Annotated in this window: 14 protein-coding genes and 1 pseudogene; 7 read left to right on the top strand and 8 right to left on the bottom strand. The window is 41.7% G+C overall.

Going from position 1 to position 20,003, the window contains the following annotated elements; translation table 11 throughout:
• Nucleotides 1-48: 48 nt before the first annotated feature.
• Nucleotides 49-3,579, bottom strand: coding sequence for a response regulator (locus NSTCB13_RS11770; protein WP_448272469.1), 3,531 nt, complete (start codon nucleotides 3,577-3,579; stop codon nucleotides 49-51).
• 1,204 nt (nucleotides 3,580-4,783) lie between these two features.
• On the opposite strand from NSTCB13_RS11770, the gene NSTCB13_RS11765 reads away from it, so the two are divergent.
• Together NSTCB13_RS11765 and NSTCB13_RS11760 are read left to right on the top strand one after the other, a co-directional pair.
• Nucleotides 4,784-5,422 carry an N-acetyltransferase family protein gene (locus tag NSTCB13_RS11765; protein ID WP_448272468.1) on the top strand — a complete coding sequence of 213 codons (639 nt, stop codon included), beginning with the start codon at nucleotides 4,784-4,786 and terminating at the stop codon, nucleotides 5,420-5,422.
• A gap of 895 nt (nucleotides 5,423-6,317) precedes the next feature.
• Nucleotides 6,318-6,872, top strand: a complete 555-nt coding sequence (locus NSTCB13_RS11760; protein ID WP_194043947.1) for a hypothetical protein — start codon at nucleotides 6,318-6,320, stop codon at nucleotides 6,870-6,872.
• 8 nt (nucleotides 6,873-6,880) lie between these two features.
• Here NSTCB13_RS11760 and NSTCB13_RS11755 read toward each other — a convergent pair whose 3' ends face one another.
• The 4 genes from NSTCB13_RS11755 to gor form a co-directional block, all read right to left on the bottom strand.
• Entirely contained in the window at nucleotides 6,881-8,029 is a 1,149-nt protein-coding gene (locus NSTCB13_RS11755; RefSeq protein ID WP_448270429.1) for a histidinol-phosphate transaminase, read from the bottom strand.
• 15 nt (nucleotides 8,030-8,044) lie between these two features.
• Nucleotides 8,045-8,191 carry a hypothetical protein gene (locus NSTCB13_RS11750; protein ID WP_448269983.1) on the bottom strand — a complete coding sequence of 49 codons (147 nt, stop codon included), beginning with the start codon at nucleotides 8,189-8,191 and terminating at the stop codon, nucleotides 8,045-8,047.
• Nucleotides 8,192-8,264: 73 nt separating this feature from the next.
• Complete coding sequence (locus tag NSTCB13_RS11745; RefSeq protein ID WP_448270427.1) at nucleotides 8,265-8,903, bottom strand: YqiA/YcfP family alpha/beta fold hydrolase; 639 nt, start codon at nucleotides 8,901-8,903, stop codon at nucleotides 8,265-8,267.
• Nucleotides 8,904-9,001: 98 nt separating this feature from the next.
• Nucleotides 9,002-10,378 (bottom strand): glutathione-disulfide reductase, encoded by a 1,377-nt coding sequence (gene gor / locus NSTCB13_RS11740; protein WP_445629694.1) that lies wholly within the window; start codon nucleotides 10,376-10,378, stop codon nucleotides 9,002-9,004.
• A gap of 273 nt (nucleotides 10,379-10,651) precedes the next feature.
• Here gor and NSTCB13_RS11735 point away from each other — a divergent pair, with 273 nt between their 5' ends.
• Nucleotides 10,652-11,851 (top strand): hypothetical protein, encoded by a 1,200-nt coding sequence (locus NSTCB13_RS11735; protein ID WP_448273247.1) that lies wholly within the window; start codon nucleotides 10,652-10,654, stop codon nucleotides 11,849-11,851.
• Between the two features lie 293 nt (nucleotides 11,852-12,144).
• On the opposite strand, the pseudogene NSTCB13_RS11730 reads toward NSTCB13_RS11735, so the two are convergent.
• Nucleotides 12,145-12,336 (bottom strand): annotated as a pseudogene (locus NSTCB13_RS11730) (iron dicitrate transport regulator FecR); the annotation flags it as partial.
• A gap of 1,303 nt (nucleotides 12,337-13,639) precedes the next feature.
• Complete coding sequence (locus NSTCB13_RS11725; protein WP_448272467.1) at nucleotides 13,640-13,798, bottom strand: hypothetical protein; 159 nt, start codon at nucleotides 13,796-13,798, stop codon at nucleotides 13,640-13,642.
• A 9-nt stretch (nucleotides 13,799-13,807) separates the two neighbouring features.
• On the opposite strand from NSTCB13_RS11725, the gene NSTCB13_RS11720 reads away from it, so the two are divergent.
• Entirely contained in the window at nucleotides 13,808-14,659 is an 852-nt protein-coding gene (locus NSTCB13_RS11720) for a hypothetical protein (protein ID WP_448272466.1), read from the top strand.
• Nucleotides 14,660-14,780: 121 nt separating this feature from the next.
• Here the strand turns inward: NSTCB13_RS11720 and NSTCB13_RS11715 are convergent, their stop codons facing one another.
• A complete protein-coding gene (locus NSTCB13_RS11715) occupies nucleotides 14,781-15,647 on the bottom strand; it encodes a sulfurtransferase (protein WP_448272465.1) in 867 nt (288 codons plus the stop codon).
• A gap of 26 nt (nucleotides 15,648-15,673) precedes the next feature.
• On the opposite strand from NSTCB13_RS11715, the gene NSTCB13_RS11710 reads away from it, so the two are divergent.
• The 3 genes from NSTCB13_RS11710 to glmU all read left to right on the top strand — a co-directional run bounded on the left by NSTCB13_RS11710 (nucleotide 15,674) and on the right by glmU (nucleotide 19,945).
• Nucleotides 15,674-16,600 (top strand): tRNA (5-methylaminomethyl-2-thiouridine)(34)-methyltransferase MnmD, encoded by a 927-nt coding sequence (locus NSTCB13_RS11710; protein ID WP_448269978.1) that lies wholly within the window; start codon nucleotides 15,674-15,676, stop codon nucleotides 16,598-16,600.
• A gap of 521 nt (nucleotides 16,601-17,121) precedes the next feature.
• Nucleotides 17,122-18,363, top strand: a complete 1,242-nt coding sequence (locus tag NSTCB13_RS11705; protein ID WP_448269976.1) for a response regulator — start codon at nucleotides 17,122-17,124, stop codon at nucleotides 18,361-18,363.
• A 202-nt stretch (nucleotides 18,364-18,565) separates the two neighbouring features.
• A complete protein-coding gene (gene glmU, locus NSTCB13_RS11700; protein WP_445629689.1) occupies nucleotides 18,566-19,945 on the top strand; it encodes a bifunctional UDP-N-acetylglucosamine diphosphorylase/glucosamine-1-phosphate N-acetyltransferase GlmU in 1,380 nt (459 codons plus the stop codon).
• Nucleotides 19,946-20,003 lie beyond the last annotated feature (58 nt).

The raw sequence follows: 20,003 nt of genomic DNA, 5'->3' as shown, positions 1-20,003 counted from the left end.
TTATGCACTTTTACTCATTGGTAATGCTTTAAAATACCAGTCTAAATTTTAGCGATTAACCATTACCTCTGGTGAAACAGCAAAAGTCAAAACTGTTTCATCTACTCCTTTAAGTTCTAGCGGACTCCCTTTAGTAATTTCTCCTTCCTGCAAATAATCTGCTACGGCAGCAGAAACTAGAATCGTACCGGGAATAGCGGCAGCTTGCAACCTTGCGGCAATATTGACACTTGGGCCAATAGCAGTATAATCGGCGCGTTCAGCGCTACCAAACATCCCCACAACAGCAGTACCTTGGTGAATACCACACCGGAACTGTACGCTATTAAGTTTGTCGCTATCGAATACACCTTGCTCTCGCCAGCGCTGGTTCAAGTCAGCTAGTGAGTGGTGCATTGCTCTTGCTGTATTAATGGCACGACGCACTTGTTCGTTAGGGGTTAGTTCTTCCGGCGCTCCATATAAAGCTAAAATAGCATCTCCCATAAATTTATCTACAGTGCCGCCATTGCTAAAGACAACTTTGGTCATTGCTTCTAAATATTCATTTAGCAGCTCTGCAACTCGTCGGGATCTGAGAGTATTTGCTAGCTGTGTAAAACCCACAATGTCGCTAAACAAAACTGTAATTAAGCGTGGTTCTGGGCGCAAATCTAACGTTAAATCTCCGGTTGCGGCTTTTTGCACCAATACAGCAGGCAAAAAGCGCTTTAGCACCGATTCTGTTAGATAAGTATTTAACTCCACAATTCGCCGTTCATTTTCTTTCAACGCTAAAAGATTGCGAACTTCCGCCAAAAGTTCCCGATCGTTGAATGGTTTTGCTAAATAAGCGTCCGCGCCATGTTCTGTACCTTCGATGCGGGTTTCTTCATCTACTTTTGCTGTCAGCAGAATGATTGGTGTTCCTTTCAACGTCTCCTCATTGCGGATCATCTGAATCATCTCAAGTCCGCTCACTAACGGCATCATTAAGTCAGTCACAATCAAGCTGGGTAGAATTTCCTTCGCTCTACTGTGCCCTTCATGACCGTTACGAGCTGTCTGTACATGATAGCCATTACGGCGGAAAATTTCAGATACATAGGTTCGCAAATCGGGGTTGTCATCTACAACTAAAATTGAGTGCTGAGTCTCATGTGCTGAGTCTTGAGTATCAACACTGGGAGAGAGGTTTATTGTAATATCTTCAATATTGTCTGTTGTTGACTCTACTAGTTCTAAATCAGCTAATTCTACGCTAGCGCGGTTTGTATTCAGTTCGGTAGGCGTTTCTAGTACTTGCTGTGCAGGTAAATGAGCATTTCCAGTCACCAGCCATAAACTAAAAGTAGTACCTTCACCATAAACTGATTCTACAGTGACTTGACCGCCATGTAATTCTACTAATTCTTTAACTAAAGCTAAACCCAAACCACTGCCTTCATAGGAGCGGTTTGCTGAACCTTCAGCTTGGCGAAAGCGCTCAAATAGGTGGGGAATTTGTTCTTTAACAATACCAATTCCAGTATCCTGCACTTGTAATATGCAGCGATCGCGCTCAGATTTTAGCCTGACACCGATCGTGCCACCTTCGGGAGTAAACTTCATGGCATTTGACAAGAGATTGTAAACCACCTTGTCAAATTTTTCCATGTCCAAGTACACTGTCGAACATTCATCTAACTGGGTGACGAGATGCAGTCTCTTTTTCTCACAGTAGGGACGAAAAGATTCCACTATTTGGCTGACAAATTCCACTAAATCGCAGGGATGGAAGCTAGGCTGCATTCTCCCCGCATTCAGGCGTTGTAAATCCAAGAGTTGATTTACCAGTCGCAGGAGGCGGCGGGAGTTACGCAGGGCGATCGCACTTTGAGAGTAAGATAATCCCTCACCAGCCGCTACTGCCGACTCTAAAGGCCCTTGAATCAAGGTAATCGGTGTGCGGAACTCATGGGAAATATTTTGAAAAAATTCAGTTTTTTGTTTGTCTAATTCCAGTAAGCGTTCAGCTTGTTGGCGAGTTTTTTGATACAAGTGTGACTGCTGCACAGCGATCGCGGCTTGTGCTGCCACTGCTTTCGCCAAATCGATATCAGATGGCAACCATTGGCGTACTTTTTTACCTTCGTGCAAAGTAATACTACCGATACATTTACCATCAGCCAATAATGGCACAAACATTAGCGATCGCGCTGGCATTTTTAAAGGTAAATCAAAACCCCGCATATCTAAAGGAGAATGGCTGACATTACCAATTACCACAGGTTCATGTGTCTGTAGCATTTGTTGGAGGATGGGATTTTCCTGAATCGATGCTTGAGAATAGGGTAATCGCTGATTTGATAAGTGATGATTGCTACTTGAATTATTATCTGGGGCTGACGCTCTTAAATTTTCTAGATGTTGAAAACTATCATACAAACCCACGCATTCAACAAACTTATCTTCCTCTGTCCACAAAGACAAGACGCATCCATCAACTTGTAAAGCTTGTCCCAATTGTTGGGTAATAGCCGCAAAAATATCTTGAGGATCTAAGCTAGAGCGAATCGCGCTAGTAATTGTATTAATCAAGCTCTCTCGCTTGGCAAGGGCACGTACTTGTTCGTAAGCATAAGCTTGAGACAAAGCCAAGGCTGCCTGATCTGCTACCATCAAAACTAACTGCACCTCATCATCGCTCCAGAAGCGAGGAACAGAACACTGGTGCAGTGCTAGTACTGCCATCAGTTCTTGTTGGCAGATCAATGGCACAACTAAACTAGAACAAATGTTAGCAGCAGCAAAAGCTTGCGCCCGCAGACGCAGTTCGGGAGTGTTACCGTGAATGCGCTCATCATCAATCACATCGTGAATCACTTGAACTTCGCGGGTTTCCCACACTGTCTGAGCTAAAAGAGGGAGAGGAGTTGCAGAGGATATAGCGGGTAGAGGGGAAAGACTTACTGCCACTTCTTTTTTGCTCTCCTGCACCTCTGTCTCTTCAGAAAGAGGCTTCTGATAAATAAACCCTTTATCCGCCAACTGCTCATCTTGGAAGGGACGTAGCAGACAAACATCCACCTCCAACATGTGACCCACTGTGTCTACAATTGCTTGCAAAATTTGTCTGTAGTCTAAAGCACTGCGAATCGTATTGGTAACAGTATTCAGCAGCGATTCTTGACGGAGTGTGCGGGTAAGTTCGCGGGTTCTAGCTTTGAGGACATTGTGGGTATCCAAAGCTTGGCGTACCACTGCTTTGAGTTCCTCCGCCTCCCACGGTTTAGTGACATACTTAAATACCTTACCAGCGTTAATTGCTTCCACCAAGTCTTCGACATCGGTGTAGCCAGTTAAAATTATCCGAATAATATCTGGATATTGAGTTGCTGTCAGGCTCAAAAATTCTGTACCGCTCATCATTGGCATCCGCTGATCGGAGATGATCACCGCGATCTCTCCTTCTTGAGCCAGCAGATCGAGGGCCGCAGGGCCAGAGGTTGCCCTTAGCACCTTATAATCACGATAAAAAGTGCGGTAAAGCAAGTCAAGGTTGTCTGGTTCATCATCGACAACCAAAATTTTAGGCTTACTGTTTGCTTGGGATTTCATGCACCGCTTTCCTGCTGCAACGGCAGTCGGATAAAGAATAATCTGATCAGGTAAGGATTTTTCTGAGTCAGGTAAGAGCAGAGCATTTCGACCAATAGGGCTGTTTGGCTACATGACTGCTGAGTGTGGGAGCGTTTACTCACAGTAATTCGTCTCAATTGCTTGTGCCGATTACCGTTTGGGTTGGTGCAGGGTAATTGCTTTCATTGTCAGTTTTAGTGTTATAGAGTCGACGCTTGCTTGCCAAATCTTTTTTCACCTCCTGTGAGCAATGTCTGATAATACATACAGCGCTCATAGCCAGCAGAAAAATCCAGATAAAGCTGCATATTAAGTTTTCCCTCCACAGTTGTTGTAATAACACTTGCAGGTAAATTTTATTTATGGTAGTCATGGTAGAGTCAGCAAAATTAAAACAATAAGATTTAAAGCCAAAGTATACTATTAGACAAATACCTCTTTCTAATTTAGCAATCAGAACTATCATTAAGACAAGTGGTAGTGGTTGGGGAGTTAGAGATTAGGGATTAGGGAACCTTACAGATTCTTGTCACAGTAACTGTACAGCTTACTTCTAGGACTTAGTAGTAAAGTAGTATCAGTGTGCGGTAACTGCAAAAAACAAGTTCAGTACTGTAACCAAGGGTAGTTTGAAACCAGAGTTTGCCAATAGTGTACTTACTTAACAATTTTGGAGATGCTGCTTACAGATAAGTTATGCTATTCCTCTGCCCACTCGCTGAAAGCTCTATCACTTTAGAGATGTTTTTGTGGTAATCAGTTTGAGATTCTGCTTACCTAAAAGAAGGTATGCAATGAATATACTGAGTTTAAATAGATTTATGAAGTTGTAACTCCTAAGCTCGACTTCATCCAAAATTAAGAACTCGGTTTTCTTTATCCGGCAAAAATCCTGGCTTTTTGGCAAATACTTTTCCACGTCACAGATTATCAATGAAGTTAAAAAAGTAAAACTACCGTCCCACAAAGGTTTTAGCGATTGCGATCGCGTTGAAAAAAAATGGATAAAGTCGAGCTAATACTCTTTCAAAAATGCGGATTATAAAACTCCAAACTAAAATGTAAAATTTATTTAATCTACAAGAAAAAGCGAATTAGCAATATTGGTTCAGTTAAATCTCCTCGGCAACTCTATAAGTTCTGATTTAGTTTAAATCTTGTTTTAGGATATTTGAGAAAATTTTTGTTGAATAAAATCAATACTAAACTAGCCTTGAAATATCGGTTTTTTCACCCATACCACCAACAGCCAATCAATCCAGCTTCCTGCCAATTCCAAATTCGTACAGCTACACCTGCTGATTTGATTGGTGTTGCCCAAATTATTACTGAAAGCTTTCATTCCCACAACGGTATATGGGGATGGGCTTTTCCGTTGCTACGTCTGGGTATTTACGAAGACTTAAGGCATCGGATGGCATCACCTGCACCCCGTCATCTGTGCTTAGTTGCCCTTGAAGCTACTACTGGTGAGGCTAATAACTTAGTAGGGAGTGTGGAAATGGGTGTACGCTACAGTAGTGATTCATGGAGCGAGGTTGGTGTAGGTTTTCCTTACTTATCTAATTTAGCGGTTCACCCAAAATACCGTAGACATGGTGTGGCTTCAGGATTACTTACTAGCTGTGAAAAAGTCTCTCGCGAGTGGGGATTTCAAGACTTATATCTCCATGTTTTAGAAAATAACCATCAAGCACGACAGCTTTATTTCAAGCTGGGATATCGAGTGCATAAAGTCGAATCTAATTGGAATACATTTCTTCTAAGACGCTCAAGCCAGATGTTATTGCACAAGCACCTGAGTGCTGATTCCATTCTCTGAGTTTTATTTTGGCAATTGTCAAGTTTTGTATTCCATTCCAATTAATTCAATAAATCTGTAACTCATAGCGGTAATCAAACACAAACTAAGCTAAACCACGTCTACCTTTAGAACTATAATTATTTTGACTCAGAGAAAGCTCAAAACTCAAGCCAGGAGTAGATAATATACTCTTTTTAAGAACTCTAGGTTTTCAAATGAACGGGGTTTAATTAGAAATTTAGCCAATATTATCTAAATATCCAGATAAATCCGCTTTGATTTCCAAGATTTACTTGATTTAGCAGGCAAGAGCTAACGATAAAGAAGGCTCTTTGAGTTATACTAAGTTTTTTCACGCAATCAAATAGGAGTCTTATTAAATCAAAACTCAAAGATGTTTGTTAATTTACAAAGCGAGTAAAAAGCTTTTGATAATTTTTTATCAAAAGAATATTTGATTTTAACTTGATTACGAAAAATGCCCTCGTCGCTATAAACAAATTATCTTTTTGGTAAATATTTTTAATATTAAAAAATGTTAACTTTCACGTTTGGGATTTATGCTTAACAAATTTTTTCAAGCATTCGATATAGATGAAAATGGACTATAATGGGAACATAACGCAAAATCGCGTTGAAAGAAATCATTGCTTCCTCATAATAACTTTGTAATTCATATATTCATCTTTATAAAAACTTTAAGAAAACATTAGTATGATTTACAGACAAATGTAGTTATATCTCATAAAATATAATCACTCAATTACTGAAACAACGCCTATATATTGCTATTTTTAGTTAGATTGACAGAAAGGTCTTGATAATAAAAAAATTCAAAAACTTGATTTGATATAACAGCTAGTTCTGTTTTGAAGTGCATACTACAACAACATTCATTAAAAGTTTAAAAAACATGGATAGCGAACAGCATCGACGCTATCAGACCTCTATGGTATCAACTTATTACCCTGAAACTACTTTCCTTGACTCTGTTGTCATGTCAGACGGAACTGAGCAATCGCAAGGCTCGGATATCCTTACACGTTTGCACAGTGGAGAAGTTTTCATCGTCAATAGTCGTAGGCGAAATGGATTAATACTCTTTAAACGCTACCATGCAGAGTTTGCTGGGCCTGGGGCTGCTGTGGGTGGGGATTACGATTGTGATTGCCAAAGGGCACTGCCTATAGGTAATCTTTCTTTATTAACTCCTGAATCTAACGAAGAACGCCAGAAGGCTTACTTGATTAGACGACAGTGGATTCGATTGATCAAACAAATTACAGAAAATCCACTGCCTGGGCAGCGAGTCCAGAAGATTCTCGATCAATTTGAACAATACTTTCCACCAGAAATAGTGGCTCTTTTGCCGGATGTTGCTTTTGCTCTTTTAGTAGGTGTGCTGCCACAAACAGTTGGAGTAGTACGCCGTTTGGGCAGTGAGGTAAATAGCAGGTTTAATTACTGAGTAAATTGCTAAGATGACAAATTTGCCAAAGCAGCTTTTACTCGATTGACGGTGCGGGCGTTTTCTTCTATCGTTCCGACAGTAATTCGTAATCCTCCGCTAATGTGCCGTACAAGAGTGCCGAGTGTTCTAAGTTTCTGGTGGAAAGTTTTTAAAGCAGCTTCTTGTGAATTAAAGCCATTTGGTTTAAGACGCAGGTAAATAAAGTTGGCAGCACTTGGAGTAATTTGTAGTTTTGGTTGCTGGGATAAAATTTCGATGAGTTTAGCTCGTTCACTCAAGGTCTGGGGAATTGATTCCAGCAAGAGTGTACGATTTTGTAAACCAACTAAGGCAGCTGCTATGGAAAAACTGGGGAGATTGTAGGGTAAGCGAACTTTTTCTAAAATGGCGATCGCTTCGGGATGGGCAACGCAATAACCGATACGGAGAGATGCCAATCGGAAAGCTTTAGAAAAAGTGCGTAATATTACCCAATTAGGATGCTGTGCTAATTCACCTACTAGGGTAGTTTGACTGAATTCAAAGTAAGCTTCATCAATTACTACTAAAATATGGTGTGGCAAGCTTCTTAACCACGCTAACTCTGCCTCAGTTAAGCTGTTAGCAGTCGGCGAATTGGGATGGACTACGAAAACTACGCGAATGGGAGGATTTTGAGTTTGTTCGATCGCCGACTGTGCAGCGCTGATGTCAATTTCAAAATTTGTTTCATTTCTCCCCACCGCCACCACAGGAATGCCCAAAGTTTGCGCCAAAATTCCGTACATTGAGAAAGTAGGATTGGCGACAAGAATTGATCCTTCTCCTCCTAGACAAGTGGCGATTAATAAAGAGCGGATTAGTTCATCTGAACCATTACCAACAGAAATATTGGCAGCAGTAAATAACGATGATGAGAGGTCGGCTGACTGATTAACGTACTGTGCGATCGCATTCTTAAGTGTTTCATGTCCGCCATCAGGATAACGATTTGTTTCAATTACTTGCTGATAAGTCCACGCTAGCTTTTCTTTTAACTCAGGTGGTAAATCGTAGGGGCTTTCATTTGTATCTAACCGATCGAAATGTGTGGCGACAGAATTGGCTGTATCGCTGCTAGGATGAGGTTTATAGGCACTGAATTGGGCTAAATCTGACCGGATGAAGGGAAGCATAGTTTTAGTCATTAGTCATTGGTGAGCCGTGCGGTCTTGGGGAGCCAGTGCGGTCTTGGGGTTTCCCCAAGTGGAGCATCTGGCGTGGTTTCCCCCATGAGCAACTGGTGTTAGCGCAGCGCTAGCGAGCCTGCGAGCGTCACCCGAAGGGTCATTAGTCATTGGTCATTAGTAACTAACATAAGGACAAATGACTCAGAATATTCGTTATGTGTGAGTTTAATATTTTACAGCTTTAAGGTAATTGGCAAAAGAGGTGAATTGCCTGCCAAATTTCTTCCATAACATTACTCAAGGCGTGATCGCTGTCGAGTTCGATTAACTGCACCCAAGGACGCGATCGCGCAAAGTCACGACTAGCTTCGACAGGAATGACTTCATCCTTTTTGCCGTGCAAAATTAGCGTGGGGATAGGACGTTGCAAAAGTTTTTCTTGGTATTGGGCAGCATCTATGACGAAATCGTAACTTAAAGGAATTAATCGCTGCTCCCCATAGTGGTAGACCATGATATATTTTTCTTGCTGCCAACGCTGTACTTCTTCATCTCCTAGCTTGGGCAACCAATGAGATAAAAACCCAAAAGCTGGTGCTAGCAAAACTAAGCGTTGCACTTGCAAATTTTGTTGTCCCAAGTGGGCAGCGGTCAAACCACCCAAACTTGAGCCAATGAGTGTTAGTGGTGTAGAATCATTGCTGAATTCTGCGGCAACTTGCGCGAGCTGACGAGTGATTGTTAATTGGGAAAAATCGCCAGCATTGAGATCGGGAATTTTCAGCTTTGTCTGAATTTGGGTAAAGCGATCGCCTATATCCCGCGCTTTGGCAGATTTAGGACTAGAAGCAAATCCGTGAAGATATATGTAGTCCAAGATTGTTAATAGTTAGGAGTTAGGAGTGAGAAGTTATAAATTTTAAGTTTTAAGTTATCAGTTTATTTTTTCAACTCACAACTCGTAACTCATAACTATTATTACCGCAATGTGACAAATTCCTCTGCGGATGAGGGATGGATACCCACAGTGGCATCAAAGTCTTTTTTAGTTGCGCCCATCTTGACTGCGATCGCCACACCTTGGATAATCTCAGCCGCACTTTCACCTACCATGTGAGCGCCTAGAACTTTGTCGGTGTTACCATCAACCACTAACTTCATCATTGTCTTCTCTTGCTTACCAGTCAAACTGTGATACATGGGGCGGAAGCGAGTACGAAAAATTTTGACTGCATCACCGAGTTTTTCCCGTGCTTCGGCTTCTGTCCAGCCGACTGTCGCAGCTTCTGGGCTAGAAAATATGGCTGTGGGTACAGTTTCGTGACTGAATTCGCGGCGATTATTCCCAAATTCGCTATCGGCAAAGGCGCGACCTTCCCCAATGGCCACGGGAGTTAAATTGATTCGGTCGGTGACATCGCCAACAGCAAAAATATTCGCTTGACTAGTTTGACTATATTCATTGACTGCGATCGCACTTGTGGTAGGGTATCCAGGTCCTTCGATAGAACTAGCGACAATATCAACCCCAGCGTTTTCTAAACCTAATCCATCTATATTGGGAGTTCGACCGGTCGCTACTAAAAACACATCGGCAATTAGTGGTTCTTGGTCATCCCCTGATAAAGTCAGTTTCAACCCTTCTGGGACACGTTCAATTGCTTTCACCACATTATTCTTAATCAAGCGAATTCCGTGGTTCGTCATACCCTCTTCAATTTCTATGCGGACATCTTCATCAAAACCATTCAAAATCTTTTCACCTCTGGTAATTTGTGTCACCTCAGAACCCAAACCGCGCATAATACAAGCAAATTCCGTGCCGATATAACCAGCGCCAATAATGACGATGTGTTTTGGTTGTTCTTTTAAATGAAAGATTTCGTCGGAGGTAATCCCATGTTCCATCCCTGGCAAATCTGGTTTGACAGGACGCCCACCAACAGCAATTAAAATTTTGTCTGCTGTAACTTTACGTCCATCAACTTCTATGGTGTGGGGGTCTACCAATGTAGCGCGACCAGAAAATAGTTCTACTCCGGCTTTTTCCAAGAAGCTTATATGTAGTTGCGATAATCGCCGAACTTCCTTATCTATAGATGTAATGAAATATTCCCAGTCAAACTCAGCATTACCCACTTTCCAGCCATAGCCGGAAGCGTCGCTGAACAGTTCGGGAAAGTGAGAGCCATAGACCATGAGTTTTTTGGGAACGCAACCGCGAATCACACAAGTGCCACCAACTAAATCATATTCAGCGATCGCCACTTTTGCGCCGTAGCTAGCCGCTCGTTTGGAAGCCGCCAAACCTCCAGAACCCGCACCAATTACAAACAGGTCGTAATCAAAAGTCATAAGTTTATGTTCTCTTTAGCAACAAGTGAGTTCCTGGTAACTTACACACAGAACGTGATTGAACTATATAAGGATATCCGGTGAACGCTGTGTAAGTCCTGTCCTTGATTTAATCTAGCGTTAGCAGATGCTATCTGGTCGTAGGGAATATCACTTTTTGCTTTGGCGGCAGTAAAGGCAGTAGTTAACAGTTGTATAGTTCTGCCCCTAATCGAGCATAAGTTTGTGCTACCGCATTAGAGCAACTAAGTTCCACAGGAATTAGACAAAATTATGACAAGACGTACTGCCTTCGGCTTTCGCGTAGCATTTTTTACCCCAATTAGCAATTTTTATGTACTTGGAGAGTCAGTTGGAGTTACGGGTGTTACGGGTGTTACAGGTGTTGGAGTTACGGGTGTTACGGGTGTTACTGGTGTTACTGGTGTTGGAGTTACGGGTGTTACGGGTGTTACTGGTGTTACTGGTGTTGGAGTTACGGGTGTTACTGGTGTTACTGGTGTTGGAGTTACGGGTGTTACTGGTGTTACTGGTGTTACAGGTGTTGGAGTTACAGGTGTTGGAGTTACAGGTGTTACTGGTGTTACGGGTGTTACTTGTGTTACGGGTGTTACGGGTGTTGGAGTTACAGGTGTTGGAGTTACTGGTGTTACTGGTGTTACGGGTGTTGGAGTTACAGGTGTTGGAGTTACTGGTGTTACTGGTGTTACGGGTGTTACAGGTGTTGGAGTTACTGGTGTTACTGGTGTTACGGGTGTTGGAGTTACTGGTGTTACGGGTGTTACTGGTGTTGGAGTGACGGGTGTTGGATCTGTTGAGGTTACGGGTGTTGGAGTTACTGGTGTTACGGGTGTTACAGGTGTTGGAGTTACTGGTGTTACTGGAGTTACGGGTGTTACGGGTGTTGGAGTGACGGGTGTTGGATCTGTTGAGGTTACGGGTGTTGGAGTGACGGGTGTTACAGGTGTTGGAGTGACGGGTGTTACGGGTGTTACAGGTGTTGGGGTTACGGGTGTTACGGGTATTACAGGTGTTGGAGTGATGGGTGTTGGATCTGTTGAGGTTACAGGTGTTGGAGTAACAGGTGTTACGGGTGTTACTGGTGTTACAGGTGTTGGAGTGATGGGTGTTGGATCTGTTGAGGTTACAGGTGTTGGAGTGACAGGTGTTGGATCTGTTGGAGTGACGGGTGTTGGATCTGTTGGAGTGACGGGTGTTGGATTTGTTGAGGTGTTGGGTAATTTCTCAGTTGCAGTTGAGGTGTTGGGTAATTTCTCAGTTGCAGTTGAGGTGTTGGGTGATTTCTCAGTTGCAGTTGAGGTGTTGGGTGATTTCTCAGTTGCAGTTGAGGTGTTGGGTGATTTCTCAGTTTGGCCAACTGGTGGAGTTAGCTGCACAAAAGAGGGGTTTTCAATTACTCCCTCGCCTTTTATAGGTGACTGTGCTTTCAAAGCCGCAGCAGTTTCGGCTTGAACACTAGTAATTGCAGGATCGGGCGTAGGCACAGGACTCTGCCTGTTCAAATCAAGTTCCCGAACCATCTGGCTCGTTTCATAAAAATTTCTTAGATCAAAATCATATAATCTCTGAAATTCGCCTTTAATTATAATCACCATTTGTCCTGCTTCCAACACCTGAGTTTGAGAAGCTTTCTTGTTAGAAACTTCAATGCCGCTATTTGTCAGCGCACCCACAATCGTGGTGTCTGTTTGTTGGTCGTAGCGTACAAATAATGCCGATCCACGAATTGCTGCTGCTGCATTTGGTGTTTGTATACGTGTTTGCCCCTTTCCTGGTGGGATGAGCAACAACACAGTCCCATTTGTCAGTTTAAAGTCACGAGTCTTCGGTAAAAATTGAAATAACGCCTGTTCTCCAACTCGTGCCAAAGAGCCATCATTAAAACGCAAATCTGCGAGAGAAGCTCGACCAGTTGACAGCCCGTCTCCAGGGGTCATTGCATCTAATTTGCGTGCAGGACGTTTCTTCAATTTATCTTTGGGTATCAGTTGTACGATGTTGCGGAGATTTTGAATCTCTGCTCGCGTTAGAGGAGTTATAGCACTTACCCGATTTGGCAAAGGCAGTACTATAAGTCCCCATAAACCAATCACTAATAATGGAAACGATTTATAAAACATAGTTTGAGAAATTTTGACCTTCAACTAATATCATAAAAATTAAATTTTAAGCTAATACTAATTGTTGTAATAGTTTTTTAGGTAAATTAATTTAAATTTTAATTTAGATTTAATGCCTAAAATAGATAACAAGTGAAATAACTGACTCAGATTTGATGATTCTTTAAAACATTCAGTACACATCTATTGTTTTTTTCCTATTTACCTGTTCCTTATCTACGTAAGCAAGTTGATGAATCAAATTGGATTACTAATAACTATATGTATTTAGTTAATTTAACTTTTGCTGGTGAAAATGAAATTGTATTCAATAAAGTTTGTAGCATATTTAAAAGTTAGTATTTGATATAAATAATTAAATCAGAAGTACCTTACACATAATCCTTTATAATCAGTTCAGTTAGAGGCTCATTAATTATGAGGGACAATAACTTGCTAAGGATTTATTGTTAAATTACCCACTAGCTGTATTTCACTAAAATTTAAACAACAATTTATCGGAGCATCTCAGTTTGAGAAAAAATCTGGGTAAAAATCCGAAAAGCAGTAATTTTAGTTTGTAGTTTCAGTATATACCTACAAAGCTAAATATAGATACAATCAACTGTATCTTTGTAGTCGGAACTTCCGATACAGCTTGTGGGTCTACATTTGCCAAATGCAATCAATGCGATCTAACCAGATGCGACTCAAGAACTGGAAAAATTTGTTTTTTTGTATTTTGTTAACGTCCAGTGGTGGAAGCTGGTGTTGCATTAGAGTAGATGCGGCAGAATCTGCAATTACACATGTTTTACATCCTAATCATTTAGCAACTACACAGTTAACTCATGAGCAGTTATGTCATAAGTTGGAGCAAAAAGCAATTAACTCTTTGTGCAAGCTGTCGAGTGAGTCACATACTTTAGAGCTGATTCGTAAAGAAAATCTGAAGGATACTCAACTCGTTACTAGGTCTGAGTTTCAGCGAATAAGTATTTTTTTGACTCAAATTCCTGAAATCCTTGCAAGACAAGTACTTTACTTGAGTTTACAAATTAGCTCTTAGACTCTCGGATGCCGTTAAATCTAGCACAGCAAACACCAGAAACGACTCAAATCCCAGATCAAACCGAAGAACCTATAAATACTCAAAAGCAAAATGAACCGCCACAGCTAGAATCTCCGCCAAATAATTTGCCCATATCTCCTTCAGACTCAAAGGAGCAACTATTAAATTTACCTGAGAGAGAGTATCCTCAAAGGCGAGAGAGGTTGATAGAACTGCTACGATCGCCAAAACAACCGTTTGAATCTAATAGCGATCCTGAATTGGGATTGCGGGTGCGGTTACGACCCCCTAGAACAACAACCCTTAGAACAACAGCTACCACCACCGACAGAACAACCTGTACCTCAGTTCAAACCTATCGGCTATCTACAAGGACGTGTCGGCTACTTCCAAACGAATAACATTTTTTCCTCAAATGATAATCCCATAGAAGATGGTTTAATTATTTCTGGACTGACACTAGCCTCTACATATTTTCCTTTGGGATCTAAGACTTTTATAAATGGCTCAATTGATGGCAATCTGATTCGTTATATAAATCAGTCACAATATCATTACAATCAGGTGAGATTCAATCTCAGTATTTACCAGCAGCTATCTCAACGGATGTTTGGAGAAATCAGTTGGAGCAATCAACAGTTATTTTATGCCAACAGCAGCGATCGCCCCAATAGCTTCAAAGCAGGCGATCGCTTTTTAAATGAAAATTCCCTACAGCTATCTTTGGGACGCCGAGATCCCTTAACTTCAAGATTAACCCTAGATAGCTTCTACCAGTTGAATGTAAATTTTGCCGATCCCCAAAGTCGTAATCGGATAATCAATACCTTTTGGGTATCTCTAAACTACTACTTGCAAAAGCCTCTCCAGGTTGGTATTGACTACCAAATGAGTTTATCAGACTTTACACAGCGCGATCGAGAAGACGAATTTTATCGGCTATTCGGACACTTAAATTACCAAATATCCGATACCATTTATATGAATGTCCAGGCTGGAGTAAGTTTAGGTAGTTCAACCGCCGAAAACATTGATTTTGATGGTTGGTTCTTCAGTATTAATTATGGTTTGCAATTAGGTCGGTTTTGAAATTTGTCATTTGTCATTTGTCCTTTGTCATTAGTCGTTTGTCCTTGGTGATTTATCTTTTATTAAAAACTAATGACCAATACTTCGACTACGCTCAGTACAAGTGACCAATAACTAATGACTATAAATAAGAAATCCAATCACTCCAGCTACCAGCATAAAGCTTACCCTTATTAATATCAGCTAATTCTAAAGAAAGTAAATTCACACAAGCAGTAACGCCAGAACCGCAATATACCAATATTTCTTCGGCTGTTTTTAGCTTTTCCCAGCGACGGCGTTGTTCTTCTGGAGGGAGTAGGTAGCCGGAAGAGTCTGTAACTTCTTGCCAGGGATAGTTGACTGCACCGGGAATATGTCCAGCAATTCGATCGATTGGCTCTCGTTCGCCTCGGTAGCGATCGCTCTCTCTTGAATCTACCAATACTACCTCATGGCTATCTTTGCGGCTTTTCACCGCTGTAATATCTACCACCTTTTCTGTTTGTACTTGAGGGACAAACGTACCGATTCGGGGAGGAGGAATAACATTTGTAACAGAATACCCAGCTTTTTGCCATCCAGCCAAGCCGCCATCTAGTACTGCTACTTGCTCATGTCCTAGATAGCGCAACAGCCACCATAGACGAGCCGCAAAGGCAAAGCGCGAATCATCATAAGCTACAACTAAACTTTTTTGGTAATTTACCCCAATCGCTGCCAATTTGTTAGCTATATCATTAGGGTTAGGTAAAGGATGTCTCCCGCCATGCTTACCCACTGGACTGGAAAGATCCTGATTCAAGTCTAAATAATATGACCCCTGTATATGACTTTTTTGATACTGTTGTTGTCCTAGTTGTGGATCGGCTAAAGAAAAGCGACAATCCACAATAACGACTTGCGGATCTTCTAGATGTTCAAACAGCCAAGCTGGCGAAACAACAAATTGGGGACTTGTACTGAGCGAAGCCGTTGGCGCAGCCTCTCGTAGAGAAGTATTGGGCATTAGTCATTATTTAGTTTTTTTGTAAAATGTCAGACTTAGAGAATTTTACACCTAAGTTAACAGCAGATGGTTCTTTCACCTTTGTCTCTCATGAGTTTGGTGAATCCTTTCACAGCCATTCTGGAGCTACACAGGAGAGTTTTTGCAAGTTTGTAGAACCTACTCAACTGGCTACAGCAGCGCAAAAACCGATCTTGCGACTATTAGATGTTTGTTATGGTCTAGGATATAACACGGCTGCTGCTTTGCAAACGATTTGGGACGTGAATCCTAGTTGTTGTGTTGAAGTAATTGGTTTAGAACTGAATCCAGCAGTGCCACAAGCGGCGATCGCTCATCAGTTGTTCGAGAATTGGAACTGTAATTATATTGATGAAATTTTGAAAAAGCTAGCTTTTGAGCATCAAGTACAAACACCTTGCCTGAAAGCGAAGCTACTGATTGGCGATGCTAGAACTACGATCGCGCTAGTACGTCAGTCGGGTTTCTGGGCAGATGCAATTTTCCTCGATCCCTTTTCACCACCACAGTGTCCTCAATTATGGACTGTTGAATTTATTAAACAACTCTCATTGTGTTTACATCCAGATGGTTTATTAGCCACCTATTCTTGTGCTGCTGCTGTACGTACAGCACTTTTGGCTGCTGGTTTGGTGATATCTTCTACCCCACCTGTAGGAAGGCGATCGCCTGGTACCGTGGCAACACATTCTCAAAATGCTAAGTCTAAAGACGACTCCCTACTCACTACCCTTTCAGAAGTTGAAAAAGAACACTTGCTAACTCGTGCTGCTATTCCCTATCGCGATCCTCAATTGAGCGATCCAACTGAAGTCATAGTTAGGCGGCGACAACAGGAGCAAGAAACCTCTTGCCTAGAACCTTCCTCTCATTGGCGAAAAAGGTGGTTATTGGGAACACAAGATAGGGATTTTATGGGAACTAGTTTGTAGTTTGATTACAATATCATACAATATGCTACGTCTATGGACTGCAAGCCTAATTCAACGAGTTTTTACGAGTCAAATAGCTTATCAATATGTTAGTATTCAATATCACATAGTCTATAACAGTAATGGAATATTGCTATAACTAAGTAAGTAAAAGTAAGTAAAAACATTTGTATCTAATGATTACAATGATTACTATAAAAACTTGAAAGTCCAAATCAGATATTTCGATATAAAGAAGCCAAATATAACGCTTTTTGGCGTCAGAAAGCGAAAAAACCTCCGTAAAAAACCTGATTTAACATTTGCGATAATTTATAATACTGAAATTAAAAGCAAAAAATTTGACAACAAGATACATCTTGTTCGTAACATAAAAGATACATGCTGCGAAAAATCCCATCGCCAGCTTGACATCATGCATAATCCATATCGAAATTCTGACTCAGATACAGTCGAATCTTAAATTTGTTTTTAAAATCTGACACTGTTAACTAACTTGTGCAAAAACTTGGAGTGTCTTTGTGATTCAATGGAAATCCAACCATACAGGCTTTACAGAAAAAATTGTTAATGGATCAAACTCTATTAGCACAGTGAAGAGTATCGGTTCAAATCATGCCGTGGAATCGCAAAATGCGGAAGGTTATTCTTTAGGCTTATCTCAAGGAGACCTGATGCTTGAAGATAGACAAGCAATATCTTCTTGGATAAAATCTGATGTTAATTATGATGATTCATTGGTCTCTAGAACACTACAAGCCAAAGGTTCTAAAGTGAATGGGTTTGATTTAGATCCGCCGAAGGTTTTAGTTGTTGACGATCATGCCGCCAGCCGGATGACTGCTGTTGCCCTTTTGGGGATGGAAGGATATGAGGTGATTGAGGCGGACACTGGGTCTATCGTTGTGGGATTGGTAACTCAAAAACAACCAGATTTGATTTTGCTGGATGTGATGATGCCAGGAATGGATGGATTTGAAGTGTGCCAATTGCTTAAACAAGATGAGCAGACTAGACTAATCCCAGTAATTTTTATTACAGCGTTAAATGACAGGCGATCGCGCATTCGGGGAATTGAAGTTGGGGCAGATGATTTTCTCACCAAACCCTTCGATCGAGTCGAACTCGCAGCGCGTGTAAAGTCCTTGGTGCGGCAGAAGCGTATGAACGAAGATTTAGACCATGCCGAACAAGTACTGTTTTCCATTGCCATGTCTATCGAAAGTCGCGATCCCAATACAGGCAACCATTGCGAACGTCTAGTAAAACTGGGGCAATTTTTTGGTGAATACCTCAACCTCTCACGCTATCAAATTCGAGATTTGAGGTGGGGTGGTTATCTCCACGATATTGGTAAGGTGGGTATTCCCGATGCTGTGCTGCTAAAAAAAGGCAAACTCACCCCCGAAGATTGGCAAATTATGCAGCAGCACGTTTTGATTGGAGAAAAAATCTGCCAACCACTACGCAGTATGCGCGGTGTAATTCCGATTATTCGTCATCACCACGAACGTTGGGATGGTTCAGGCTACCCGGATCGACTCAAGGGAGATGATATTCCTTATCTAGCGCAAGTATTTCAGTTAATTGATATTTATGATGCCCTAACCAGCGAACGACCTTACAAAAAAGCTTTTACTTCAACAGAAGCCCTTTTAGTGATGCAAGAAGAAGCTGATTCTGGTTGGCGTAACCCCAAACTAATGCAGCAGTTTGCAGAGTTTATTTGCTCTTGTCAGGAAAATGGGAAGAGTGGGGAATAGGGAGTAATGATTTGTAGCTGCTGTAATGAACGCTAATTTGCACGATCGTAATCTCTGCTTTTGAGGAGTGAAATTATACCGACTCCAGAATTCTGGCTCCTTTAATATTTTCAGTCTTCTATAATTAGCTGGTATGATTTGAGCCGAGATTTTAAAGTACTAACAGCATTAATCACATTTCACTGATAGCTGATAGCTAATTATGGTAGTTGTAGCAATTTTAGCGGCGGGACGCGGCACACGGATGAAATCACGCTTACCCAAGGTTTTACATTCTTTGGGTGGGCGATCGCTAGTAGAAAGAGTTCTCGAAAGTGTAGAATCACTTTCGCCCTCACGGCGAATCGTGATTGTGGGATATCAATCTGAGGAAGTGCAAGCCGCCATGCATTCGATTCCCAGTTTGGAGTTTGTCGAACAAACTGTGCAATTAGGGACAGGTCATGCTATCCAGCAATTACTTCCTCACTTGGAAAATTACACAGGAGATTTGCTGGTACTTAACGGCGATTTACCGTTAATACGCAGCGAAACTCTTCTTCAGATGTTACAAACTCACGTCCAAAATCAAAACGCTGCCACTATTCTCACCTCGCATCTACCCGACCCCACAGGCTACGGGCGCGTTTTTTGTAACGATGAAAATATTGTGCAGCAAATGGTCGAACACAAGGATTGTACGGCTGCTCAACGAGAAAATCAGCGGATTAACGCTGGAGTTTACTGCTTTCGCTGGCCAGATTTAGCAAAGGTGCTTCCCCACCTAGAGGCAAACAATGCCCAAAAAGAATACTATCTTACCGATGCTGTGACTCAGGTAGGACAAGTGATGGCAGTGGATGTGGAAGATTACCAAGAAATTCTTGGCATCAACGATCGCTTGCAACTGGCAGCAGCATCCGAAATTTTGCAAAAACGAGTCAAGGAAAAATGGATGCTGGCGGGTGTCACCCTCATCGACCCCACAAGTATCACCATTGATGAAACAGTGGAATTGCAGCCGGATGTAATTATTGAACCCCAAACTCACCTGCGGGGAAATACGGTAATTCAAACAGGAAGTCACATCGGGCCGGGGAGTTTAATTGAAAATAGTCAGTTAAGTGAAAATGTCACAGTGCAATATTCAGTAGTCATAAATAGCACCGTGCAGGCCGGAAGCCGAATTGGCCCTTATACTCATTTGCGCGGTCAGGTACAGGTGGGTGCTGGTTGCCGTGTGGGGAATTTTGTGGAACTGAAAAATACGCAATTAGGCGATCGCACCAATGCAGCCCATTTGTCATATATAGGTGATACTGTTGTCGGCAGTCGGGTGAATATTGGTGCTGGTACAATTACTGCCAACTATGACGGCGTAAAGAAACATCGTACCAAAATAGGCGATCGGACAAAAACTGGCGCCAATAGCGTTTTAGTGGCTCCGCTCACTTTGGGAGATGATGTCTACATTGCAGCTGGTTCTACTGTGACAGAAGATGTGCCTGATGATTCTCTGGTAATTGCCCGTAGTCGTCAGGTGGTGAAACCAGCTTGGCGAAGGAAAAATGTTGAAAATGAAACCACAGATCGACATAAATAATTCATCGGTGTTAATTGCGCTCGATCTGTGGTTTTAGACTAGAAACCACGATTTTTGC

This window comes from Nostoc sp. DSM 114160, assembly GCF_053470305.1.
This window is presented reverse-complemented; position numbering and strand designations above follow the sequence as displayed.